The 22,303-nt window shown below is 29.0% G+C and carries 23 protein-coding genes; 13 read left to right on the top strand and 10 right to left on the bottom strand.

Translation table 11 applies throughout. The features are described 5' to 3' along the window. Positions 1-141 precede the first annotated feature (141 nt). Together metH and ACTCCZ_RS11535 are read right to left on the bottom strand one after the other, a co-directional pair. Entirely contained in the window at positions 142-3,621 is a 3,480-nt protein-coding gene (metH, locus tag ACTCCZ_RS11540) for a methionine synthase (RefSeq protein ID WP_079580278.1), read from the bottom strand. Positions 3,622-3,693: 72 nt separating this feature from the next. After that, a complete protein-coding gene (locus tag ACTCCZ_RS11535; protein WP_079580277.1) occupies positions 3,694-4,296 on the bottom strand; it encodes a class I SAM-dependent methyltransferase in 603 nt (200 codons plus the stop codon). Between the two features lie 148 nt (positions 4,297-4,444). On the opposite strand from ACTCCZ_RS11535, the gene ACTCCZ_RS11530 reads away from it, so the two are divergent. The 3 genes from ACTCCZ_RS11530 (at position 4,445) to hisIE (ending at position 7,261) form a co-directional block, all read left to right on the top strand. Beyond that, positions 4,445-5,365, top strand: coding sequence for a branched-chain amino acid transaminase (locus ACTCCZ_RS11530; protein WP_079580276.1), 921 nt, complete (start codon positions 4,445-4,447; stop codon positions 5,363-5,365). Positions 5,366-5,375: 10 nt separating this feature from the next. Next, entirely contained in the window at positions 5,376-6,455 is a 1,080-nt protein-coding gene (locus ACTCCZ_RS11525) for an SPFH domain-containing protein (protein WP_079580275.1), read from the top strand. Positions 6,456-6,532: 77 nt separating this feature from the next. Further along, on the top strand, positions 6,533-7,261 hold the full coding sequence (gene hisIE, locus ACTCCZ_RS11520) for a bifunctional phosphoribosyl-AMP cyclohydrolase/phosphoribosyl-ATP diphosphatase HisIE (RefSeq protein ID WP_265734251.1): 729 nt from the start codon (positions 6,533-6,535) through the stop codon (positions 7,259-7,261). Between the two features lie 177 nt (positions 7,262-7,438). Here the strand turns inward: hisIE and ACTCCZ_RS11515 are convergent, their stop codons facing one another. The 3 genes from ACTCCZ_RS11515 to thiC form a co-directional block, all read right to left on the bottom strand. Further along, the gene (locus ACTCCZ_RS11515) at positions 7,439-7,783 is read right to left on the bottom strand and encodes a nucleotide pyrophosphohydrolase (RefSeq protein WP_079580273.1); all 345 of its coding nucleotides are present in this window, start codon (positions 7,781-7,783) and stop codon (positions 7,439-7,441) included. A 62-nt stretch (positions 7,784-7,845) separates the two neighbouring features. Continuing rightward, the gene (locus tag ACTCCZ_RS11510) at positions 7,846-9,006 is read right to left on the bottom strand and encodes an Mrp/NBP35 family ATP-binding protein (protein ID WP_079580272.1); all 1,161 of its coding nucleotides are present in this window, start codon (positions 9,004-9,006) and stop codon (positions 7,846-7,848) included. Between the two features lie 181 nt (positions 9,007-9,187). Beyond that, positions 9,188-10,537, bottom strand: a complete 1,350-nt coding sequence (gene thiC / locus ACTCCZ_RS11505) for a phosphomethylpyrimidine synthase ThiC (protein ID WP_079580271.1) — start codon at positions 10,535-10,537, stop codon at positions 9,188-9,190. A 154-nt stretch (positions 10,538-10,691) separates the two neighbouring features. Between thiC and ACTCCZ_RS11500 the strand changes: the two genes are divergently transcribed. From ACTCCZ_RS11500 to ACTCCZ_RS11480, 5 genes are read left to right on the top strand one after another with little or no spacing between them, the layout of a single operon-like run. Then, positions 10,692-11,507, top strand: a complete 816-nt coding sequence (locus tag ACTCCZ_RS11500; protein ID WP_079580270.1) for an HDOD domain-containing protein — start codon at positions 10,692-10,694, stop codon at positions 11,505-11,507. A 57-nt stretch (positions 11,508-11,564) separates the two neighbouring features. Continuing rightward, a complete protein-coding gene (locus ACTCCZ_RS11495) occupies positions 11,565-12,689 on the top strand; it encodes a bifunctional 2-C-methyl-D-erythritol 4-phosphate cytidylyltransferase/2-C-methyl-D-erythritol 2,4-cyclodiphosphate synthase (protein ID WP_079580269.1) in 1,125 nt (374 codons plus the stop codon). Further along, positions 12,686-13,570, top strand: a complete 885-nt coding sequence (locus ACTCCZ_RS11490) for a DNA-binding transcriptional response regulator (RefSeq protein ID WP_462997952.1) — start codon at positions 12,686-12,688, stop codon at positions 13,568-13,570. Before ACTCCZ_RS11495 ends, ACTCCZ_RS11490 begins: the two co-directional genes overlap by 4 nt. Positions 13,571-13,573: 3 nt before the next feature. Then, positions 13,574-14,059 carry a phosphatidylglycerophosphatase A family protein gene (locus tag ACTCCZ_RS11485; protein WP_079580268.1) on the top strand — a complete coding sequence of 162 codons (486 nt, stop codon included), beginning with the start codon at positions 13,574-13,576 and terminating at the stop codon, positions 14,057-14,059. A gap of 19 nt (positions 14,060-14,078) precedes the next feature. Further along, complete coding sequence (locus ACTCCZ_RS11480; RefSeq protein ID WP_265734250.1) at positions 14,079-14,210, top strand: hypothetical protein; 132 nt, start codon at positions 14,079-14,081, stop codon at positions 14,208-14,210. A gap of 111 nt (positions 14,211-14,321) precedes the next feature. On the opposite strand, the gene carA is transcribed toward ACTCCZ_RS11480, so the two are convergent. The 5 genes from carA to ACTCCZ_RS11455 are packed head-to-tail and all read right to left on the bottom strand — an operon-like array spanning position 14,322 to position 19,214. Continuing rightward, on the bottom strand, positions 14,322-15,446 hold the full coding sequence (gene carA, locus ACTCCZ_RS11475; protein ID WP_079580267.1) for a glutamine-hydrolyzing carbamoyl-phosphate synthase small subunit: 1,125 nt from the start codon (positions 15,444-15,446) through the stop codon (positions 14,322-14,324). Position 15,447: 1 nt separating this feature from the next. After that, positions 15,448-15,999, bottom strand: a complete 552-nt coding sequence (locus ACTCCZ_RS11470) for a DUF507 family protein (RefSeq protein ID WP_079580266.1) — start codon at positions 15,997-15,999, stop codon at positions 15,448-15,450. A gap of 3 nt (positions 16,000-16,002) precedes the next feature. Next, positions 16,003-17,253 carry an adenylosuccinate synthase gene (locus tag ACTCCZ_RS11465; RefSeq protein WP_079580265.1) on the bottom strand — a complete coding sequence of 417 codons (1,251 nt, stop codon included), beginning with the start codon at positions 17,251-17,253 and terminating at the stop codon, positions 16,003-16,005. A 5-nt stretch (positions 17,254-17,258) separates the two neighbouring features. Next, the gene (locus ACTCCZ_RS11460) at positions 17,259-18,104 is read right to left on the bottom strand and encodes an ATP phosphoribosyltransferase regulatory subunit (protein ID WP_079580264.1); all 846 of its coding nucleotides are present in this window, start codon (positions 18,102-18,104) and stop codon (positions 17,259-17,261) included. 3 nt (positions 18,105-18,107) lie between these two features. After that, positions 18,108-19,214, bottom strand: coding sequence for a pyridoxal-phosphate-dependent aminotransferase family protein (locus tag ACTCCZ_RS11455; RefSeq protein ID WP_079580263.1), 1,107 nt, complete (start codon positions 19,212-19,214; stop codon positions 18,108-18,110). Positions 19,215-19,413: 199 nt separating this feature from the next. Here ACTCCZ_RS11455 and ACTCCZ_RS11450 point away from each other — a divergent pair, with 199 nt between their 5' ends. The 5 genes from ACTCCZ_RS11450 to ACTCCZ_RS11430 all read left to right on the top strand — a co-directional run bounded on the left by ACTCCZ_RS11450 (position 19,414) and on the right by ACTCCZ_RS11430 (position 22,197). Beyond that, positions 19,414-19,602: a hypothetical protein gene (locus ACTCCZ_RS11450; protein ID WP_079580262.1), complete on the top strand. Its 189-nt coding sequence runs from the start codon at positions 19,414-19,416 to the stop codon at positions 19,600-19,602. A 135-nt stretch (positions 19,603-19,737) separates the two neighbouring features. Then, positions 19,738-20,361, top strand: a complete 624-nt coding sequence (locus tag ACTCCZ_RS11445) for a LysE family transporter (protein WP_079580261.1) — start codon at positions 19,738-19,740, stop codon at positions 20,359-20,361. Between the two features lie 132 nt (positions 20,362-20,493). Beyond that, positions 20,494-20,946, top strand: a complete 453-nt coding sequence (locus tag ACTCCZ_RS11440) for a MarR family winged helix-turn-helix transcriptional regulator (protein WP_079580260.1) — start codon at positions 20,494-20,496, stop codon at positions 20,944-20,946. 49 nt (positions 20,947-20,995) lie between these two features. Then, positions 20,996-21,565 carry a YceI family protein gene (locus ACTCCZ_RS11435; RefSeq protein WP_079580259.1) on the top strand — a complete coding sequence of 190 codons (570 nt, stop codon included), beginning with the start codon at positions 20,996-20,998 and terminating at the stop codon, positions 21,563-21,565. A gap of 164 nt (positions 21,566-21,729) precedes the next feature. Further along, positions 21,730-22,197: a CDGSH iron-sulfur domain-containing protein gene (locus tag ACTCCZ_RS11430; RefSeq protein ID WP_079580258.1), complete on the top strand. Its 468-nt coding sequence runs from the start codon at positions 21,730-21,732 to the stop codon at positions 22,195-22,197. The last annotated feature ends 106 nt before the right edge of the window (positions 22,198-22,303 follow it).

The following is a 22,303-nucleotide window of genomic DNA, read 5'->3' as shown; positions in this document are numbered from 1 at the left end:
ATCTCTTGTTTGCCTCAGCGAATTTGGACGGGAATTATAGACAAATCTTCACCCTTTGTCAAGGGTTTAAACTTAAGTTGGGCTTAAATTTTGGAAAATATTGTCAAGTGCTCAAAATGAGCACTTTCTTTATAGTTAAAACTAAATATTATAGTAATTAGCTTCGTGATGAGGCACAACTATAGCACAAGTTGTTTGTTCAGGATCCATTTGAAAAGTTTCACTTAGAGTAATTCCAAACTCTTCAGGATTCAATAAATCAAAAAAATCTCTATTTTGACTAAGTTCAGGACAAGCAGCATAGCCAGGAGAGTATCTACAACCAACATATTGTTTCATTTGAACATCATATAAAGTTGGTCCTTCCTTTGGAACTATATCTAAATCAAGTCTAATTTGCTTATGAATTACTTCTGCTAAAGATTCTGCTAATTCTACTCCTAATCCATGTACTTGAAAATATTCACTAAATTTTCCTTGATCATATAACTCTCTTTCATATGATGTAATTTTTAATCCAGCACTTGCAAGAGTAAATCCAACCACATCTAATCTATCATTTGCAAAAAAATCAGATATACATCTATGTGGTTTTCTTTTTTGTCTTGGAAACTCTAGTACTTTTATTGCTTCATCTAAGTTTGGAACTTTTTTTGCTTCATCTAATGAGTTAAATCCATATTTTTCATAATCAAATATATATAGTTTATTATCATGTGACATACAAGGGTAATATGCTTGTATTGAAATTGGTTCAAAAACCTTTTTTTGAATTAATTCTTCTTTTAATTTTTCATACAAGGGCTTAACTACTTCTTCTTCATGTTTTATAAAATCTTCTGTTTTTTGTCCAGCTCTTTTATATCCCCATCTTTGTCTAAACAGTACCCTATGATTTATCCATTTAAATACCAATTCATTATCTATATCTTTAGATGTTTTTACCTGACGTCCCCAAAATGGAGGAAAAGTAAATTCAGCTTTACTTGGAAGTTTTATATCTTCATAAGCTGGAATAATAATCTCTTTTTCTTCTTTTTTAGGACTTGTATCTTTTACTTGAATTAAATCAGCAGCTAATGCTGTATTGTTTTGGTCACCATCTTCTATTCTTTTCATTGATACTACTCCATCAAAAGCATCCCTACAATAAAAAATTGGTCCATCATAAATAGGTCTACAAAAATCATTAATAAATGATTTGGTTAATGCAGCACCACCTAATAATACAGGAATATCAATACCTTGTTTTTGTAACTCTTCTAAGTTTTCTTTCATCACTGCTGTACTTTTAACTAAAAGTCCACTCATTCCTATTGCTTGTGCTTTATGTTTGCGTACAGCAATAACAAAGTCATTTATATCTGCTTTAATACCAATATTTATGACTTTAAAACCATTATTACTTAAAATAATATCAACAAGATTTTTACCTACATCATGAACATCCCCTTTAACCGTTCCAAGAACCAGAACTGTTTCACTTGCTTTATCTTCTTTTGGTAAATAAGGGTTTAAACTATCAACTGTAGCTTTCATTGTTTCTGCACTTTGAAGTACAAATGGTAACTGCATTTGCCCACTTCCAAATAACTCACCAATTATTTTCATTCCATCAATTAGCCATTCATTTACAATTATTTCTGGTTTAATCTCATGCCTTAATTCCTCAACTAAAGGAAGCATTCTTTCTTTATCACCATCTAAAAGTAGTTTTTTAACTTTTTCTATTGGTTCTAATTTTTGAAACTCTTCATCACTTTGATCTTCTTGTTCTTCTAAATTTGAAAAGTGGTCAATAAATTTAAATAGTGGGTCACCATCTTTTTGATTATTAAAAAGTAAATCATCACAAGCTTTTTTATCTTCTTGTGAAATCTTATTTATTGGTAGTATATGTTTAACATTTACAATTGCACTTGTAAGTCCAGCTTGTACACAATAATGTAAAAACATAGAGTTTAAATAGACTCTGGCTTTTGAATCTAATCCAAATGAAATATTTGATAAACCTAATGTTGTTCCAACATTTGGATGCCTTTTTTGAAACTCTTTTATTGCTTCAATTGTTTCAATAGCAGCAGTTCTATACTCATCATCTCCAGAACCTACTGTAAATACAAGCATATCAAAAACTAAATCTTCAGGTCTAAAGCCATGTCTATTTACTGCTAAATCATATATTCTTTGGGCAACTTCTACTTTTCTTTGGCTAGTTTTAGCCATTCCAACTTCATCAATTACTAAACAAACTAATGCTGCACCAAATCTTTTTGCTAATTTACAAACCTCATCAAACTTTTCTTCACCATCTTCAAGATTTACAGAATTAATAATAGGTCTTCCACCGATTTTTTTTAGTGCTACTTCTAAGGCTTTTATTTGAGTTGAATCAGGCATAAGAGGCAATGGTATTTTTTGAGTATATAAAGATATAACTTTATGCATATCTTTACTTTCATCTCGTCCAGCAAAGCCAACAGAAACATCAATTACATGTGCTCCTGCTCTTACTTGTTGTTGTCCTACACTTAAAGTACCTTCATAATCTTCAGCTTTTAGTAATTCTCTAAAAGCTTTACTTCCTGTTGCATTACTTCTTTCTCCAATTAACAAAGCAGATGACTCTTGTCTTAAAGCAACACTATTAAACAATGAAGCAAGAGAAGCTTCATGAGTTCCTGTTGGTTTTTTTACAGTTTTATCTTTAACTGCATCTGCTAATGCTTTTATGTGTTGAGGAGTAGTTCCACAACATCCACCTAGAAAAGCAACTCCATCAATATCTAAAAACTTTTCTTGTAATTGAACAAACTCTTTAGGTCCCATTGGATAATAAGTATATCCACCTTTATTTTGAGGTAAGCCTGCATTTGCATGAACAGATATAGGGAATTTTGATACTTCACTTAATGTTTTTACATGCTTAAGTACTTGTTTTGGTCCTGTACCACAATTAAAACCTAAAGATAATATGTTAAAAGGTTCTAAAATAGTTGCAATTGTAGAAGCATCTGTTCCTATTAACATTGTTCCACTAAGTTCAATAGTAACAGAGACCATAATTGGTATATGTGAAGCTACATCTTGAAGTGCATGAAGTGCTGTTTTTATTTGAAGTGGATCTTGGCAAGTTTCAAGAAGAAATATATCTACTCCTCCATCAACTAAACCTTTTGCCATTGTTTTATATCCCTCATACATCTCATCATATTCAATATGAGCTAATGATGGTAGTTTAGTTCCTGGTCCAATTGAACCTAAAACATATCTTGGTTTATCTTCACTTTGATACTCTTGGCAAACTTCTTTTGCCAAGCTTGCACCTATTTTAGAAAGTTCATAAGACATATGCCCAATACCATACTCATCAAGTACCCAAGGCATAGAACCAAAGGTATTTGTACTTATTAAGTTTGCATCAGCTTTTGCATAAGCATTATAAATACCTTTGATTACATTAGGTGCAGTAAGATTTAATAACTCATTGCATCCTTCTAAATTATTATCTTCAAAAAACCAATCTTTCTCTTTTATATCAGCAAGTTGAAGCTGTGTTCCCATAGCTCCATCTATTACTAAAACCCTATTTTTTATAATTTCTTCGATTTTTTCTCTCATTTTTTTCTCTAGTTATAGTTATTATTATTAATTTGTAGTATATATAAATGCTTGTTAAGAAGTAGTTAATTATTATTTCTTTTGTAAAATAACCCTTATAACACTAGCTTCACCTTGATGACCTGAGCCCTCATTTAAATGAACTATTTCTTCTTCTACTTTTATCTTTTTACATGATTTAAACCTATTTTCAAAATCACTCTTATCATATAAAAGCTCTAAATCTTTTGGGCCACCACTTGAATAATTTATTTGATTTTTTGAAAAAAATTCACCTATAAAATAAGCATTTTTTTCTAAAGATAATTCAATTTTATCAAAAAGTTTATCTCTTTGATTTTCATACACATGTAAATAAGAGCTAATTACTGCTTCATACTTTTTAAGTGGTATCCAATCTTGTAAATCCATGCATAATGTATCAATTTCCAAATTATTCGCTAATGCTTTTTTTCTTAATTTTTCTAAACCTATATTAGATGCATCAATAGCTTCTACATAAAAGCCTTTTTGTGCAAAATAGATTGCATTTCTTCCCTCTCCCTCACCTAAACAAAGAATAGTCTTTGAATTTGAGAATAAATGCTCACATGACTTTAAAAATTCATTTACATTTGTACCATAAAAATATCCATCTTTTGAGAATTTTTTATTCCATAATTCTTGTTGTGTCATTATAATAATACCTCTTTTTAAATTAGCAAAATGGTAGCAAAAAAAGTTTAAAGGCAAATTTCAATAAAAGTAAATTAAATATCTTCACTTTTATTTAATATAATCTTAGCTACACTAACAAATAAAATTTTAATCAGGATAATTTGAGATGACAGAAGCTAAATACATCTGGATGGATGGAGAGTATGTAAACTGGCATGATGCAAAAACGCATGTGTTAAGCCATACTTTGCATTATGGAAATGGTGCAATTGAGGGAACAAAAGCGTATAAAACAGTTGATGGAAGATGCGCAATTTTTAAACTTAATGAGCATACTAAAAGATTAATTAATTCATCAAAAATGACTCTTATTGATGTACCATTTAGTGTAGAAGAACTAAATAATGCACAAATAGAGTTACTTCAAAAAAATGAGCTATTTAATGGTGCTTATATAAGACCTCTTGTATATTTAGGTTATGGAGTAATGGGTCTTTATCATAAAGAAGCTCCGGTTAAAGTTTCAGTTGCTGCTTGGGAATGGGGAGCATACTTAGGAGAAGAAGGACTTAAAAAAGGTGTTAGAGTAAAAATATCTTCGATGAGTAGAACTCCAAATACTTCAGGTATGGGAAAAGCAAAAGCAGTTGCTAATTACTTAAACTCACAAATGGCTAAATTTGAAGCTGTAGAAGCAGGTTATGATGAAGCATTATTAAGAGATGACCAAGGGTATATAGCAGAAGCTAGTGGAGCTTGCTTTTTTATTGTAAGAGATGGAGTTTTAATTTCACCTCCAAATGACAACTCATTAGAGTCAATTACACAAGCAACTATTATTGATCTTGCAAAAGATTTAGGTATTGAAGTTGTAAGAAGAAGAGTAACAAGAGAGGAGATTTATATTGCAGATGAAGCATTTTTCACTGGAACTGCTGCTGAAGTAACACCAATAAGAGATGTTGATGCAAGAATAATCGGAGGTGGTTCAAGAGGACCAATTACAGAAAAGCTACAAACTGCATATTTTGATGCAGTAAGTGGTAAAAATGAAAAGTATTTACAATATTTGACATATATTAATTAAAAGGAAAAATATGCCAATAGATAATGACTATTTTAAGAATAGACAACAAAACAACAATAATTCAAATGGTGGAGGGAAAGGAAACTATCAACCTCCTTTTGAGCCACCTGAATTTTTTAAAAATTTCGGGAAAAAAGCTGCTTTTTTATATGCAATTATCATTATTGTAATAATGATGTTTGTATTCAAACCATTTGTTATAATTGAGTCTGGGCAAGTTGGTATTAAAGTTACAACAGGTAAATATACTGAAACACCACTAAGACCTGGTTTTCATTTATATATTCCAGTATTTCAAAAAGTTATTATAGTTGACACAAAAGTTAGACTTATTAATTATATGTCAGTTGAGCAAGTTAATGGTCAATTTGATAGAAGTATTAGAATGAATCCTGCCATTAATATCTTAGATGCAAGAGGTTTACCTGTATCTATTGAACTTACTGTTCAATATAGATTAACAGCAGAGGGTGCACCTAAGACTATTTCTACATGGGGTCTTGGATGGGAAAACAAAATTGTTGACCCAGTTGTTAGAAATATTGTAAGAAATGTAGTTGGTGAATTTAATGCAGAAACATTACCAACAAAAAGAAATGAAATTGCTGTTATGATTGAAAATGGAATTAGAACAAAAATCGAAGCTTTAGAGGGTATGCCTGTTTCAGTTGAATCAGTACAATTAAGAGAAATTGTTTTACCTGTAAAAATTAAAGAGCAAATTGAAAGAGTTCAAATTGCAAACCAAGAATCAGAAAGAGTAAAATACGAAGTTTTAAGAGCAAAACAAGAAGCTGAGAAAAAAGCTGCACTTGCAAAAGGTGAGGCTGATAAAAACAGAATTGAAGCTCAAGGTAGAGCAGATGCTATAACTATTGAAGCAAAAGCACAATCTCAAGCAAATAAAGAGATTGCAAAATCTTTAACTCCTAACTTACTTCATATGCAACAAATTCAAGTTCAAGGTAAGTTTAATGAAGCACTTAGAGAAAATAAAGATGCTAAGATATTCTTAACACCTGGTGGTTCAACTCCAAATATTTGGGTTGATACAAAAAATAAATCAAGAGACACTTCAATAAACAAATAAAAAAAAGAAGTAGGAGACTACTTCTTTTTTTATCTACAAAACAAAAAATCACTTTACAAACTTGACACCCTAATTATATTGTTGTAAAATTCGCCCAGCAAAGAGGGAAAAGGAAATTACAAATGAGTATAAAAGAGAATATTGACTGGGAAAAAATGAATAATCTAATTCCAGTAATTACTCAAGAAGCAAAAACAAATGAAGTTTTGATGCTTGCATATATGAATAAAGAAGCATTAGATTTAACACTTGAAACAAAAATTGCCCACTATTTTAGTAGAAGCAAACAAAGAATATGGAAAAAAGGAGAAAGTTCTGGTCATCTTCAAAATATAAAAGAGATTTTATTAGATTGTGATAATGACACATTACTTTTAAAAGTTGAGCAAATTGGTGTAGCTTGTCACACAGGAAGAAAATCTTGTTTTTTTACTAATTTAGAAACAAATAAAGAAGTTTCTAAAATCCAAATTGATACAAGTTCTGCATATGGTGTAGTTGACACACTTTATCATACTATTTGTGAAAGAAAAAATGATGATCCAAAAAAATCATATACTGCAAAATTATTAAAAGGTAAAGAGAACTCTATGCTAAAAAAAATAGTAGAAGAAGCAGGCGAGTTTACCTTTGCAATAAAAGATGACAATGAAGAAGAGATTGTTTATGAAGCTGCTGATTTAATGTATCACTGTTTAGTAGCAATGGCTAGTAAAAATATTAGTCCTGATAGAGTAAAACAAGAATTAGCTAAAAGATTTGGAATTTCTGGTATAGAAGAAAAAAACTCAAGAGAGCAAGAGTAGAGTCAAAGCTCCTCTTGTTTATCTTTTCTAAAAACTTTAATAATAAAGCTTAATCCTATAAATATAAATAGTGCACCAAATAGTATAGATATTATTTCTGAAATTGACATCATTAATTCCTTTATTTAATCTCTTATTATATATTAGTACAAGTAAGTAGAAATTTAAAGTTTAATATTACTTCTTTTTATAAATTATTTTATTTCCATTTTTATCAAGTAAGGGATATTTTTCTTCATTTTTCTTCATTTTTTCAAATATTGCATCTTCTAAATTAATATCATAAGCCATACATATTCTAATTAAATATACTGCAATATCTGCTATTTCTTCTTTTAAGTGTTCTTTCTTTTGATTGTTTAAATTTTTTGAAGCTTCTAAATCTAACCATTGGAAGATTTCTACAAGTTCAGAAACTTCTACACTAAGTGCCATAGCTAAATTTTTTGGATTATGGTGTTTATCCCAATCTCTTTGTTTTGAAAACTCTTTTATTATTTTTTTTATTTTGCTCATATTCATAAAAAGCCTTTATGATAAATAGAAAGTTTATAAAAAGTAAAGAGTTAAAACTCTTTACTTAACTAATGGCAACCGCATCCTCCACCATTAGAGCTTTTAGCTTGTGTTGCTGCGCCTGCTGTACTACAAGCACTAACACCAGAAGGTGTAGTTGGTTGTATTTGTTCATTTGAAACATTATCACTTACTTGATCAACATATTCAATAAGTTTTTGTGAAGCTATCATATATCTTTTTGCAGATTCAGATTCTGGTTGGAAATAAACAACTGGTTTACCAGTATCTCCACCTTCTCTAATTGCAGGTTCAATTGGTAAATTTCCAAGAACTTGAGTATTATATTGTTCAGCTAAAGCTTCACAAGTTCCCATTCCAAAAATATCTGATTCTTCATTACATTTTGGACAAATAAAACCACTCATATTTTCGATAATTCCACCAATTGGAATATGAAGTTTTTCAAACATATCTAAACTTCTTCTACTATCATCAAGAGCAACATGTTGAGGAGTAGTAACATTAACACCACAAGTTACAGGTACACTTTGAGCAAGAGTCAATTGTGCATCACCAGTTCCAGGAGGCATATCAATAAATAAAATATCTAAATTTTCCCATAAAATATCTCTTAATAATTGCTCAATTGCTTTCATGATCATAGCACCTCTCCAAATTAGTGCTTGTCCTTCTTGCATTAGTGAACCCATTGACATTACATCAACACCATGAATTCTAAAAGGTTTTGCTTTGTTACCAATAACTTCAACCTCTCGTCCTTGTAATCCCATCATTCGAGGAATATTTGGACCATAAATATCAGCATCTAAAATACCAACTCTTTTACCTTGCATTGCTGCTGCTACTGCTAAGTTAACAGTTGTAGTTGATTTTCCAACTCCACCTTTTCCAGAACTTACCATTACAAAGTTTTTAATATGTGGTGCTATATTTTTTCCACTAGTACTATTACTTTGTTGTTTTTGCTCTTCAGGTTTTTTAATATTTAGTATAACTTCTTCAACAAGCCCTGATAGAGTTTGAGTAATATCTTCTCTTAATTTTGATTCAACTTCTTTAGCACTTGATGTTATATCAAGCGTTAATATACAGGCAGAACCATCAATTTGAACATCTTTTACAAAACCAAACTCTATTATTGATTTAGCAAAACCAGGATATTTTACATTTTCTAATGCACTTTTAATATCTGCTACTGTTGCCATATTAATTCCTTATTTTTAAATTTATGATATTATATTCTAAATAGGATAATTATTGTCTTAATTATATTTATAATATCTAATTTTGTATTGTACAAGAAGTAAAATATCTTTTACCTAAAAAATAGACAAAAAAAAAGAGTGGAGATTCCACTCTTTTAAATTATTTTTCTAAATAAATTTTTTACTCTGTCTCTTTTAGTTTGTCACCATGTTCTTCAACAATCTTTTGTGTTATCTTATATGAGCAAAATTTAGGTCCACACATTGAACAAAACTCTGCTTCTTTGAAAACATCTTGAGGAAGTGTTTCATCGTGAAACTCTTTTGCTCTTTCTGGATCTAAACACAATTCAAATTGTTTATTCCAATCAAAACCATATCTTGCATCACTCATCTCATCATCAATATCTCTTGCACCTTTTCTTCCTCTTGCAATATCAGCACTATGAGCTGCAATTTTATAAGCAATAATACCACTTCTAACATCTTCTGCATTTGGTAAACCTAAATGCTCTTTTTGTGTAACATAACAAAGCATTGAAGCTCCATGCCATCCACCAACAGCTGCACCAATAGCAGAAGATATATGATCATATCCAGCAGCAATATCAGTTGTAAGAGGTCCTAAAATATAAAAAGGTGCTTCATGACAGTACTCTTTTTCTAATTTCATATTTCGCTCAATTTGATTTAAAGGAACATGTCCTGGTCCCTCAACCATAACTTGAACATCTTTTTCCCAAGCTCTAAGTGTCAATTCACCTAATACTTTTAACTCAGATAACTGTGCTTCATCACTTGCATCAGCTAAACATCCAGGTCGTAATGAGTCACCTAAAGATAAAGATACATCATATTTTCTACAAATTTCTAAAATATCATCAAAAGCTTCATAAAATGGATTCTCTTTATGATAGTGCATCATCCATGCAGCCATTAAAGAACCACCACGACTTACAATACCCATTTTTCTCTTTGCAATATGAGGCATAAATCTAAGTAAAAATCCTGCATGAATTGTAAAGTAAGAAACACCTTGTTCTGCTTGTTTTTGTAAAGTTTGTAGCATCTTTTCAATACTTAAATCTTCAATTTTATCTTTACAATCATGTAAGATTTGATAAATAGGCACAGTTCCAACAGGTACTGTTGAGTGATTAATTACGCCTTTTCTAATTGCATCTAAATCTCCACCTGTACTTAAATCCATAATTGTATCTGCTCCATACTTTAATGAAACATCAACTTTCTCAACTTCTGTATTGATATCAGAAGCAAGGGCAGAAGAGCCTATATTTGCATTTATTTTACATTTTGATGCTAATCCAATTGCCATAGGATTAAGATGCTTATGATTTACATTAGCTGGTATAATCAACCTTCCTCTTGCTACTTCACTTCTAACAAGTTCTGGTTCAATTTTTTCAACTTTTGCAACATACTCCATATCAGGTGTAATAATACCTTTTTTTGCATAATACATCTGAGTTCTAACATTATCATTATTATGATTGTCTAGCCAATCTCTCATTATAAAAATCCTAACATAAAATTTGTTTGATTATATCAAATTTTTTTTATATAAGCTTAATTATTCAAGCTAAATTCTTATTATTAAGAATTACGTTTCGATTTTTCATAGGTTTTTTTGTATAATTAAATTTAGTTTTATTATAGGGAAATATATGAGTAAAAAAATTATCGAAAAAATAGATTCACTGCCACCTTTACCAAAAAGCGTTATTGAACTTGAAAAATTTAGAAAACTTCCAGATAAAGACCCAGATGAGCTATTGAAAATAATTCAAAAAGATCCTTTAATTGTAACAACACTACTAAGAGTAGCAAACTCTTCAATGTTTGCTTTTAGAAGTAAAGTAGATACTGTACATAGAGCAATTTCTTTACTTGGAGTAAATTTTTGTATTTCTATTGCATTAGGTTCAGTTGTTCAAGATTTAATTAAATCTAATCTTGAAGTTTACGATATTACAACTGATGATTTTATGGAAAACTCAAACCTTGCTTCATCTTTTGTAAATAGTTGGTTAAGTGCCATTAATTTTGAAGATAAAGATGAATTAATACTAGCTGCTTTTTTACAAGAAGTAGGTAAATTTATTATTTCAGATGTAGTAATAGAAAATAATGAAATTAATGAATTTCAACAAGCACTTAAAACAGATACTTCAAAAGCTGAAAATAAATTTGTTGGTTTTACTTGTGCAAAAATCACTGCAAATATATTTAAACATTGGAAACTTGATCCAAATTTGATTTTTTCAATTGGTTTTGTGCAAGATTTAAATGCATGTCCAAAAGAGTTTATTAAAAAATGTCAAGTTCTTGAAATAACAAAAATTTCATGTGATATTGTTAATCCCTTAGATGACAAGAATATACAAAAAGCACTAAATAAAGCAATTGAGTATAATTTTGATATAGAGCCACTTATGAATACTATTGATAGCTTGAAAGTAAAAACTAGTAACAAGGTTTAAATTACACATAAGTTACATTAGACTATAATTTGTAACTTTTTTACACAAGGGGAAAGTTTGTCTAATGTAACACTGATTATTCTTTGTGCAGGAAATTCATCTAGATTTAGTCTAAAAGCTAAGAAACAGTGGCTTAGAGTGGATAATGATCCTGTTTGGCTTTATGTTTCAAAAAAGCTCACTTCTTATCACAGTTTTGCTAATGTTATTGTTACTTCTCATAAAGATGAGATAAACTATATGAAAAACTTTAGTGATGATATTACTTTTATAGAGGGTGGAGATACAAGACAAAACTCTATAAAAAATGCTTTAAAAGAAGTAGAAACTGATTATGTAATGATTACAGATGTTGCAAGGGTTGATATTCCTATTGAAGTTATAAAAAACCTCATTCAACTCAAGAATGAAGCAGATTGTATTGTTCCTATTTTAACTGTTTCTGATACAGTTGTCTATGAAGATGAAACTATCAACCGAGACCATGTCAAACTTATTCAAACCCCTCAACTTTCAAAAACAAAAATTCTAAAACAAGCTTTAAAAACAAATAGAGATTTTACTGATGATAGCTCTGCTATTAAGTCAATTGGTGGAACAATCAAGTATATTGAGGGTAGTCAAAGAAGTAAAAAACTAACTTTTTGCCATGATTTAGCTATTTTAGAAAAACTTCAATCACCAAGTAAAAACTTCTTTACAGGAACAGGTTTTGATATTCATCCATTTGAAGATAATAAAGATATGTTCTTAGGTGGAATAAAAATAGATGTGCCTTATGGTTTCAAAGCTCATAGTGATGGAGATGTATTAATACATTCAGTTATTGATGCATTATTAGGAGCGTGTGGAGCAGGTGATATTGGTGAGTTTTTCCCAGATACAGATGATAAATATAAAGGAGTTGATTCTAAAACCTTATTAGAACATATTGTTAAATTTATCTATGCAGTTGGTTATGAAATTGTAAATATTGATTTAACAATTATTGCACAACAACCTAAAATTAATCCATATAAAAATGAAATAAAATCTAAAATAGCAAAACTATTAAATTTAGAAAAGCGTTTTGTGAATATAAAAGCAACTACTGCTGAGAAATTAGGTTTTATTGGAAGAAAAGAAGGAGTAGCTGTGCAAAGTATAGCAACATTAAAATACTACGATTGGAAAAAAAGATGAATATATTAATAATTGAGAGTGAAATTTATTTGGCACAAAAAGTTGTTTCAAGACTACTTGATGATGGACATAGCTGTGATTATGTAGAATCACCAAATTTAGATAGTTTAACAAAAGAGTATGATATTGTACTTTTATCAACATCTTTGCCTGCATTACAATGTAAAAATATAATTAAAAGATACAAAGATTCAATCATTATTCTTCTTGTTTCATATATATCAGATGAAACAGTTACTAACCCAATTAAAGATGGTGCAAAAGATTATATTATGAAACCTTTTATAATGGATGAATTAGTAAGAAAAATTTATCACTATAAAGAGTGTAGATCATTAAGACAAGAATTAAATACAATGAGAAGATATCTTGATTTTATGTTTAAAGATATTGATTTAGAAGAGACTGCATTACCTCCATCATTTCCAATACTTATTGAAACAAACTCACAAAAATGTGCTGATAAATTAGTTTTTGAACTCTCTAAAAAACTAGACATGGGAGTAAAATTTATCTCTTTTAGTAATGATAACTGGCAAAAAGAGTTAAATTCAACTTTTAAAGGTATTATTTACTTAACAGATTATCATACCTTGAAAAAAAATGCAAAAGAGAATTTAATCAAAATAATTGAAGATAAAAACTGTATTTTAACTTCACTAGAAAAAGAAGAATTATTTCCATACAAAAAAATTGAGTTTAATAAATCTGATTTGGTTGTTCTAAACAATAATATCATGACAATAAATGATTATGTAAAGCTTATGGTGTTATCATTCCAATCTAAGTATCCAGATACAGAACTTAGTAAAAAACTTGGTATTTCAAGAAAATCTTTATGGGAAAAAAGAAAAAAACTTGGTATTGAAAAAAAGAAATAAGGAATAGATTTGAGAAAGTTTTTCTTAACAGTTGGATTTAGTGGATTAAGTCCAATAGCCCCTGGTACAGTAGGTAGTTTTGTATCATTAATTATTGGTATATTTTTAATTCAATATATACCAGCTTCAACTTTTTTTTTAATAGCACTTTTAATTAGTGCTATTGCAGTAAAACAGATTGATTTATATGAAAAAGAGATTGGTATTCATGATAGTAAAGAGATAGTAATTGATGAACTAGCTGGTATGTGGATAACCCTTTCTATTTGTGGAATAAATAGTTCAAATATAGTAATAATGTCTATTTTAGCATTTTTCTTTTTTAGAGTTTTTGATATTTGGAAACCCTCAATTATTGGTAAAATTGATAGAGATGTTAAAGGTGGTTGGGGTGTGATGGGAGATGATATCCTAGCTGGGATCTTTGCTGGAATATCAACTGCTGGAACTTACTTTTTAATTGAAAAGTATATTTTACCTATTATTTAAAACAAACGATTAATTTCGTTTGTTAAATTTAGTAACTATACTTGGTACTATGATTACAATTAAAGCATCTGTTTTTGGCACAGTTTACAAGCAAAAACAAATCAAACAAAGAGAAATTGATGAACAAATTTTAAAGTCTAAAAATAGCTAGTTATATTTAGATTCAAGGCAAAGATTAATTTTGGCAAAGGAGTTTACAAAAGTAGTAAATGACTGAGCTAAAATTCATCTTCAACGAAGAAGATGAATATAAATAGCTATTTTATTTTACGATTTTTGCAAACTCTGAGAATATATATTTCGACTCATGAGGACCTGGACTTGCCTCTGGATGATGTTGAACTGAAAAAATCTCTTTATTTTTATATTTTACACCCTCAATAGTATTATCAAATAGGTTCATATGTGTTATATTAGCTATTTCTACAATATTATCAGGTACATTATAGTTGTGATTTTGTGCAGTTATTTCTACAACTTTAGTTTCTGGATTGGCAACTGGATGATTACCTCCATGTTGTCCAAATTTTAATTTGTATGTATCATATCCATGAGCTATTGATAACATTTGGTGACCTAAACAAATTGCGAACATAGGAATATTTGCATTGATTAATTTTTGTACTTGTTCTTTTTCACTTGTTAAAGTTAATGGATCACCTGGTCCATTTGATAAAAATACTCCACCTATTTGTGAAGCTTCAAATCTTGCTATTAAATCATCTGCTTTAAAGTTTGATGGTACAACTTCAACTTCAAGACCTGATTCAACTAACTCATTTAAAATATTTCTTTTTACCCCAAAATCAATAACAACAACTTTTTTATCACTCATTACTGCTTTATTATAAGCCATTTCTTTATGGTTCCATGCACCATATTTATGAATATAAGGTTCACTTGTTGTTACTTCTTCTATATAGTTGATATCTTCAATTCTTGGACTTTGTTCTAATAATTTTTTTAATTCATCTTTATCATGGATTTTTGTTGATGCTATCATCATCATAGCACCCTCATCTCTTACAATTTTAGTTAAATATCTAGTATCTATGTCACAAATACCTAATACATTATGCTCTTTTAAAAGTGAATCTAAGTCACCTTTGGCTCTAAAGTTTGAATACTCATGATGATAGTTTCTAACTAATACACCTTTACAATGGCATGACTTACTTTCCATATCATCACTATTTACACCTACATTACCAATTTCTGGCATTGTAAATGTTATAAATTGACCAGCATAAGAAGGATCAGAGATGATTTCTTGATATCCAGTCATAGATGTATTAAATACAATTTCTCCAACACTTGTTCCTGTTGCACCAAAAGAATTTGCCTCTAAAAAAATCCCATTTTCTAAATAAATCCAAACTTTTTGCATGTTACATTAACCCTCTTTTTATTAATTCTTCTTCATACAATCTATTGTAAACAATATCATACTCATCTGTACCAGGTATTAATCTTCTTTTGTAATGTTTTATTTTTTCAAATACCACTTCATCTGCTTTTTCAAAACCTTTTAAAAATTCATCAATTGAAGTAAAAATTACATTTTTTACTTGATTATCTGAACAAGTATAATGAATATAATCTTCTTCCCATAAATAGTCTAATATACTGTGTGCAATATCTGAAAATCTATCTTCATTATTTAAAATTACACCAAATTCATTTGCCATTCTTTTTTTAGTCATCCAAAAAAGTTGTCTATAATCTGCATTTAAAAACTCTATTTCTGACTCTTGTTCTTCTAAAATATCTGCAACTTTTTCGTCTAAATCGTGCTCTTTATCCATATCTTCAAGTAATATTCTCTCTATTTCTTGAACAATTTCTTCTTTTGTTTTTCTAACTTCAACAAAATCACAATTTATTAAGTCTCTTGTAACTCTTCTTGCAATATATTTTGTATGATGTAATTTTATTCTCATAACCTACCCTCTTATAATTGTATCGTCTCTTTCTGGTGAAGTTGAAATTATTCCAACTTTTACTCCTGTTAGTTCCTCTATTTTTTGAATATATTTTTTTGCATTTTCTGGAAGTTTATCAAACTCTCGTACTCCAACAACACTATCCCAACCATCAATCTCTTCATAAATTGGTTTAACATTTTCTAAATCTAAAGGCATATAATCAATTCTTTGCCCATTATACTCATAAGCAACACAAACTTTAACCTTAGGAAAACCATCTAAAACATCAAGTTTCATTAATGATAATTGATCACATCCATTTAATCTACTTGCATGCTTAACAGCAATGGCATCAAACCATCCACATCTTCTTCCTCTTCCTGTTGTAACTCCAACTTCTTTACCAATATCAGCAATTTTTTGACCTTGCTCTGTGAAGTCTTCTGATGGGAAAGGTCCATTTCCAACTCTTGTTGTATATGCTTTAACTATTCCTGTAACTACACCAATGTCTTTTGGACTTATACCAAGACCTGTACAAGCTCCTGCACTTACTGTACTTGAAGAAGTAACATAAGGATAAGTTCCATGATCAATATCAAGTAGTGTACCTTGTGCACCTTCTAATAATACTTTTTTCCCATCATCTAAAGCTTTCCATACCATATTTGTAGTATTTGCAATATATGGCTCAAGTTTTTGTTTATATGATTCAAGTAGTGTTATTAGTTCATCTTTTGATGGAACTTCTACACCTAATACATCAAATATAGCTTTATTTTGTTCAAAAAATTCAATTATACTTACTGCAAGTTTTGATGGATTTAATAACTCTCCCACTCTAAAACCTGATCTTGCAATTTTTTCTGCATAAGCTGGTCCTATACCTTTACCAGTTGTACCTATTGCTTTATCACCTTTAAGTTTCTCTTTTGCTTGATCAATTTGAGCATGATATGGTAAGTTTAGATGAGCTCTATCTGAGATAAAAAGTCTTCCCTCAAGTCCTTTAAATTGTTCCATTTCTTTAATTATTGATTCTGGACATAAAACAACTCCATTCCCAATAATATTTATTGCTTTTGGATTTAAAACACCAGAAGGAATTAAGTGTAAAGCATATCTAACTCCATCTACCCATATTGTATGCCCTGCATTGTGTCCACCTTGACTTCTACAAACCATATCATAATTTTGGGCAAGCATATCAACCATCTTACCTTTTCCTTCATCACCCCATTGAATTCCAACTATTAAGTCCGCTTTCATAATCTCTAATCCTCTAATATTTTTAATAAACTATCTGTATAAAGTGCAAATCCTAGTGAAGTAAACCCTTCACTACTGTACATTCCACCTCTACTTAAAATTGAGTTACCATCAATAACCCTATAATATATCCCATCATAGTATTTTAGTGAACCATAATATAAAGGTGAAATTATAAGATTATCATAATTTACTTCCAATGCTTTATTGTATAGATTCTTCAATTCATCTTTAATACTATTTGGTACAACTTTTATTACTTCTTTTAAATCAGTAATATCTTTTACTTCTAAAAGTTTTGTTAGCCACTCATTTTTTAATTCAAAAAGTTGAGCTATTTCTCCATTTTTAAAAACTTCTATATCTATATCTAGTTCTTTGCTAATAAGTCTTGGTATTTTAATATTTGCTATTTGCAAAACAGGTTTTATATCAAGCTCATTTAAAATTTTCACATTTAAATTTATAATATCAGCAATATTGTCATGACTTATCCACTCACAACCTATTTGGTACTCTTCATTTGAGGGATAAGTAAAAATTGGCTGGATATAAAACCATTTTTTATGACTTGTTGTTCTACCTAACCTTCTTGTGATTATTCTTACAACATCTAAAGTTGAATCAGCTCTTAATGATACTTGTTCATTATCTTTATCAGAAAATTTTATTAATTTTCTTCCATGTTGTATTGATTGGTGTTGTGAATAAGAGAAGTTTGGAGTAATAATCTCTTCAAAATCATTTTTGTATAAAATATTACTGATTTTATACTCTAACTCTCTTTTTTGCTTCGCTTTTTTACCAAAATATAATCGACTTCCATTTGGTATCTCATGTTCAAAAATCATATACTATGCCTTAAACATTTTTGATAAAAATACTTTATTTGCTGTTCCATCAAAAGTTCTAACTTTAAGCTCATCCAATGCAAGCTCAATTGCATTTACAACCCAAGCTGCCTCATAATCTTCAACTAATCCCATATGATTAATTCTAAAAATTTTTCCTTTTAAATGGTCTTGTCCACCAGCAATATTTACATTATATTTTGTTTTTAATATTTCTCTAATTTCATTTGATTGTTCTGTATAAACTGCTGTCATGGCTTTTGCTGGAACTTTTGGATAAATCTCAAAACCTATTGCTTTTAAAGCTTCTTTTGTAGCTTCTGCTCTTTTATTAGTATCTTCAAAAAGTTTATTAAAACCTGTAGTTTCTTTTATATGAGTTAAAATCTCTTTAAGTCCTATGATTAGTGTAGTTGCAGCTGTCCAAGCAGTTGTATTTGTTTTTTGCTTTTTAATTTCAGTTGCTAAGTTAAAATAAAAACCTTTTGGTTTTTTTTCTATTTTTGCTACTGCATCATTGCTAAAACCAATTATTGCAAGTCCAGGAGGAAGCATAAGTGCTTTTTGACTTCCTGTAATAACTGCATCTAAATTTGAAGTATCAATATCTTCTACTCCAACAGCAGTAATTCCATCTGCAATTATCATAATATCTTTGTTTAGTTTTTTAACTTCACTTGCTATTTGCTCAACTGGATGTCTTAATCCTCCAGCACTTTCACAAAGTTGAATAAAAATTGCATCTATATCTTTATCATTTTTCACAGCTTCAACTATTGATTCAACGCTTACAGGAGTATTCCATTCATTTTTTATTTCAGTATAGTCTATTTCAAAAGCTTCGCAGATTTTTCCAAATCGCTCACCAAACTTTCCTGAATTTATTGTTAAAGCTTTTTTATGAGTTAGATTAGTAACACAAGCTTCCATAGCACCTGAACCACTTGAAGCTAGCATTACTACCTCATCCATTTTATATAATTCAAACAATAATTCTCTTGTTTGCTCAAATATTTTTTCAAACTCTGGTGTTCTATGGTGGATTGTAGTATCTGCCATAGCTTTTCTTACGAACTCTGGTACAGGAGTTGGACCTGGTGTTAATAACATATTTAATATCCTTAAAAAATATCTTTATTTAGTAAAACTCAATATTTTATCCAAGTTTATATTATGAAGAGGTTAATTTATTATTTATAAAAAAATTGAATTTTTATAGATAAACTATTGACTTTCATATAACTATTATGTATAATGACTATAATTTATGACTTTTAGTATAGAGTCAATCAATTTAAAGGAAGAAGACATGGCAAAAGAATTAAAAGAAAAGAAAGTTGCTAAAATAGCTAAAAAAGCTGCTAAAAAAGTAGTAGAAAAGAAAAAAGATGTTAAAAAAGTTGCTAAAAAAGTTGCTAAAAAAGTAAACAAATTAAAATTAACTAAACCAAAAAAAGCTAAAAAAGCTGCTAAAAAAATAGCTAAAAAAGCTGCATAATAAAAAGGCTAGTTAAACGCTAGCCTTTTTATACTTCAAAACTTATTCTTTACAAATAAAAAAAAAGTTATAATCTTCAGATTCAAATACTCAATATTTAAAACTAATACAATTTAAAATTTTTCAAGGATAATTATGAATTTAGATATTTGGCTTACACTGCTTATTGCTTCAATTTTTTTGTCTATTTCTCCAGGTGCAGGTGCAGTAGTATCTATGAATTATGGATTAAAGTATGGTCTTAAAAAATCTTATGGTGCAATTTTAGGTTTACAAACTGGACTGTTTTTACAAACTTTTATTGTGGTAATAGGTCTTGGAACTATTATTTCAAAATCTGTTATGCTTTTTAATATAATAAAATGGCTTGGAGTTTTGTATCTATTATATTTAGCTTTTACAAAAATCTTTGAAAAAGTTGAAGTACTTGAAGAAGAAAAGCTTATAAATACATATAGTTTTAAAAAAGCATATCTTAGCGCTACTTTAATAAATCTTACAAATATAAAATCAACTGTTTTCTTAGTTGCATTTATTCCTCAGTTTTTAAGTACGCAATACTCTATGGTAATGCAGTTTACAATTATATCTTTAACCTTATGCATTATTGATACAATTGTAATGACAGGTTATTCAACTCTTGCTTCAAAACTCAAATTTTTAGTAAAAGATGTAAAAGCAATGAAAATCCAAAATAGAATTACAGGTTTTTTTCTTGCACTTGCTGCTTTTTTTGTATCTACTGCAAAAAAAGTATAAAATTTACAAATTTTATTAGCCCCAAAAAATGGCTTCTCAAATATAATTTAGTACTAATTAGTATTAGTAATACTCAAATCTTACTTGACATTACTACTAGTTAGTAGTATAATTTCGTCAAGGGGTTTTAATATGAAAAATAAAACTACAAAAAGTTATGGAAAAAGAACTGACAAATCTATGAAAGCTGTCGTAAGACTTGAAAGACTAAGATTAAAAATTCATAATAAAACTGTAAGTTATTTAAATAATTTTAACCTTACATTTAATCAGTTTAAAGTTTTAGAAGTTTTATATCACAGAGGTGATTTAAATATTGGCTCTATTACAAAACTTACTATGAGTACCCCAGGAAATATAACTGTTGTGATTAAAAATCTCAAAAGAGATGGCTGGATTGCTTCAATTCCTGATGAAAATGACAAAAGAGCTTCAATTTTAACTCTTACAAAAAAAGGTCAAGAAGTTATAGAAGAAGTATTTCCTCTTCATGCAAAAAATCTATACAACTGGATGGAAGTTTTAAATGATGAAGAACTTGATACTTTATATGAGCTTTTAAATAAGCTTTATAAAGCAAACTAAAAAAATTTAAATTAATAGTACTAACTAGTACAATAAAGGATAAAAAAAGATGACAAAATTAGTAAAACTTGGTTTAGCTTCAGTTTTAAGTGCAGGTGCATTATTTGCAGGAACATACAATGTTGACGCAAGTCATTCAAATGTAGGTTTTAAAGTAAAACATATGATGATTTCAAATGTTGCTGGTAAATTTGAGAATTTTGCAGGTTCTTTTGAGTATGACGAAAAAACAAAAACACTTAAATCTTTAAATGGAGTTGTAAAAGTTACATCAATTAATACTTCAAATGTAAAAAGAGATAATCACTTAAAAGAATCTGATTTTTTTGCAGCAAATAAATATCCAGAAATTAAATTTAATCTTAATAAAGTTGAAGATGACAAAGCTTATGGAAAGCTTACAATGAGAGGTGTTACTAAAGATGTTATTTTAGATGTGGAAGTAAATGGCACAATAAAAGATCCTTGGGGTAATACAAGAACTGGTTTAATTCTTGAGGGTAAAATAAATAGAATGGATTATGGAATTAAATATAACTCTATTTTAGAAACAGGTGGAGTAGCAGTTGGTGAAAAAGTAAGATTAACAGTAGAACTTGAGGGAATATTAGCTAAATAATTAACTATTGTATACTTTATAACAAAGGGGTTTTAAATAAGTTTTTTTATGCCCCTTTTCCTTCTGTTTTTGTCACTTTGTTATGCTAAGATGATATTAGTCTTTAAACATGGTGCTTTTCTTACTTAAAAGCTAAATACTACAACTTTATAAAGGAAGTTAGTATGAAGAAGCTTTCACTCAAGTTTTTTAAGAATGGTCCAATCAAACTTATTAATGACTCAGATTTTTTACTAGAAAATAGTATTATTTATGAGGATAAAAGTTTTGATTTGAATAAATCTACATTTATTTGTCGATGTGGAAGAAGCAAAAAGCAACCTTTTTGTGAAGGCTCCCATTCAAATAGTAGATTTGACACAAGATGCAAAATTTCAAAAGAGAAATTTTCACAAACATTTAAGAATAGTTCATTAACTTCAACTAGTAATGAGTTGCATAATTGTGCACAATTAATTATAAAAGAGAACTCTCCCATTCTTGCAAAGGGTAATATTTCTTTAAAAATCAACAATATTCCAGAAGTAATAGATAAAAGAAATTTTAATTTATGTAGGTGTGGTAGCTCTAAATATATGCCATTTTGTGATAGTTCACATAATGATTTTGAAAGAAGATACTACACTTTTTAAAGTATAGTGAGCCACTTGCAAATTCAACCATCATAAACTAGTGAATTTGTAAGACTACCGAACTTCTCAACCAGATCTTTTTAACTTTTAATCATTTTACTGCTTT

The sequence above is a fragment of the Malaciobacter sp. genome, assembly GCF_055140965.1.
This window is presented reverse-complemented; position numbering and strand designations above follow the sequence as displayed.

Excerpts from the sequence above, each read along its gene's own strand:
- ACTCCZ_RS11530 (WP_079580276.1), top strand. The coding sequence starts at position 4,445 with ATGACAGAAGCTAAATACATCTGGATGGATGGAGAGTATGTAAACTGG.
- ACTCCZ_RS11510 (WP_079580272.1), bottom strand. The coding sequence starts at position 9,006 with ATGGCAACAGTAGCAGATATTAAAAGTGCATTAGAAAATGTAAAATAT.
- ACTCCZ_RS11465 (WP_079580265.1), bottom strand. The coding sequence starts at position 17,253 with ATGAAAGCGGACTTAATAGTTGGAATTCAATGGGGTGATGAAGGAAAA.
- ACTCCZ_RS11515 (WP_079580273.1), bottom strand. The coding sequence starts at position 7,783 with ATGAATATGAGCAAAATAAAAAAAATAATAAAAGAGTTTTCAAAACAA.
- ACTCCZ_RS11525 (WP_079580275.1), top strand. The coding sequence starts at position 5,376 with ATGCCAATAGATAATGACTATTTTAAGAATAGACAACAAAACAACAAT.
- ACTCCZ_RS11470 (WP_079580266.1), bottom strand. The coding sequence starts at position 15,999 with ATGAGAATAAAATTACATCATACAAAATATATTGCAAGAAGAGTTACA.
- thiC (WP_079580271.1), bottom strand. The coding sequence starts at position 10,537 with ATGAGAGATTGGCTAGACAATCATAATAATGATAATGTTAGAACTCAG.
- ACTCCZ_RS11440 (WP_079580260.1), top strand. The coding sequence starts at position 20,494 with ATGAAAAATAAAACTACAAAAAGTTATGGAAAAAGAACTGACAAATCT.
- ACTCCZ_RS11455 (WP_079580263.1), bottom strand. The coding sequence starts at position 19,214 with ATGTTATTAACACCAGGTCCAACTCCTGTACCAGAGTTCGTAAGAAAA.
- ACTCCZ_RS11500 (WP_079580270.1), top strand. The coding sequence starts at position 10,692 with ATGAGTAAAAAAATTATCGAAAAAATAGATTCACTGCCACCTTTACCA.
- ACTCCZ_RS11535 (WP_079580277.1), bottom strand. The coding sequence starts at position 4,296 with ATGACACAACAAGAATTATGGAATAAAAAATTCTCAAAAGATGGATAT.
- metH (WP_079580278.1), bottom strand. The coding sequence starts at position 3,621 with ATGAGAGAAAAAATCGAAGAAATTATAAAAAATAGGGTTTTAGTAATA.
- ACTCCZ_RS11445 (WP_079580261.1), top strand. The coding sequence starts at position 19,738 with ATGAATTTAGATATTTGGCTTACACTGCTTATTGCTTCAATTTTTTTG.
- carA (WP_079580267.1), bottom strand. The coding sequence starts at position 15,446 with ATGCAAAAAGTTTGGATTTATTTAGAAAATGGGATTTTTTTAGAGGCA.
- ACTCCZ_RS11450 (WP_079580262.1), top strand. The coding sequence starts at position 19,414 with ATGGCAAAAGAATTAAAAGAAAAGAAAGTTGCTAAAATAGCTAAAAAA.
- ACTCCZ_RS11430 (WP_079580258.1), top strand. The coding sequence starts at position 21,730 with ATGAAGAAGCTTTCACTCAAGTTTTTTAAGAATGGTCCAATCAAACTT.
- ACTCCZ_RS11435 (WP_079580259.1), top strand. The coding sequence starts at position 20,996 with ATGACAAAATTAGTAAAACTTGGTTTAGCTTCAGTTTTAAGTGCAGGT.
- ACTCCZ_RS11460 (WP_079580264.1), bottom strand. The coding sequence starts at position 18,104 with ATGATTTTTGAACATGAGATACCAAATGGAAGTCGATTATATTTTGGT.
- ACTCCZ_RS11490 (WP_462997952.1), top strand. The coding sequence starts at position 12,686 with ATGAATATATTAATAATTGAGAGTGAAATTTATTTGGCACAAAAAGTT.